This window comes from Arenibacter amylolyticus (genome assembly GCF_002150785.1).
In the GTDB taxonomy this organism is placed as follows: Bacteria; Bacteroidota; Bacteroidia; order Flavobacteriales; family Flavobacteriaceae; genus Arenibacter; species Arenibacter amylolyticus.
In genome coordinates, this window is record NZ_MTAZ01000101.1 from 1 (window position 1) to 1,001 (window position 1,001).

The 1,001-nt window shown below is 38.2% G+C and carries 1 protein-coding gene; it reads left to right on the forward strand.

The features are described from left to right. Positions 1-115: 115 nt before the first annotated feature. Positions 116-1,001: IS982 family transposase (locus BV214_RS16625; RefSeq protein ID WP_086478619.1), on the forward strand; the 886-nt coding region annotated here is incomplete at its 3' end.

Here is a 1,001-nt window from a genome sequence, read left to right on the forward strand (position 1 = left end):
GACCTGAGTTCGATGTAAGAATTTCGAATATTATTGGGTTTTTACACCATAGAAAAAGCGGAAATTTAGTATATTTAAGTGTCTAAAAATCAAATATTTAACTAAATTATCCGCTATGATTTCCAATGATAAAATTACTGAAATTTTCTTCAATATTGATGAGTTTTCTAAGGTTTTTGAGCCTGCTCTAAGACAAAACCTTTTAACACAGGGCAAAAAGACTAGAAATAGACCCGGTAGGATGTCCAGTAGTGAGGTGATGACCATTTCAGTTATCTATCACTTGAGCGGCTTTAAGAACTTTAAGCATTTTTATATTTTTTATGTACAGAAACACATGGAAGATAAATTTCCTGAGACCGTGTCCTACAATCGGTTTGTTGAGCTGATGCAGGCCAATATGCTGCCGCTCGTGCTTTTTATGAAGACTTGCTGTCTTGGGAAATGCACAGGAATATCCTTTGTGGACTCAACACCTGTAAGGGTTTGCAATAATAAGAGGATAAACAACAACAGGGTTTTCAATGGTATCGCAACCACGGGCAGGTCAACGATGGGGTGGTTCCATGGTTTTAAGCTCCATCTGATCGTAAACGATAAAGGCGAGGTACTCGATTTTGTTATTACCCAGGCAAATGTGGATGACAGACAACCGCTAAAAGAAGGCAATGTTCTAAAGCGGATTTTTGGAAGCCTCTATGCGGACAAGGGCTATATCTCGAAGGATCTTGCGGCGATGCTATTTGAGGACGGTCTACACTTGGTTACAGGCATAAGAAACAATATGAAGAATGTACTGATGACCCTCAGGGACAAAATACTACTTAGAAAACGCTCAATTATAGAAACCATAAACGATCAGCTTAAAAATATATGTGACGCAGAACACTCTAGACACAGGAGCTTCGGAAATTTTATAACTAATCTTGTCTCAAGCCTAATAGCTTATTCGTTCCAAGAGAAGAAACCGGGAATCAAATTTGAAAAAGAGCAAAATCAAA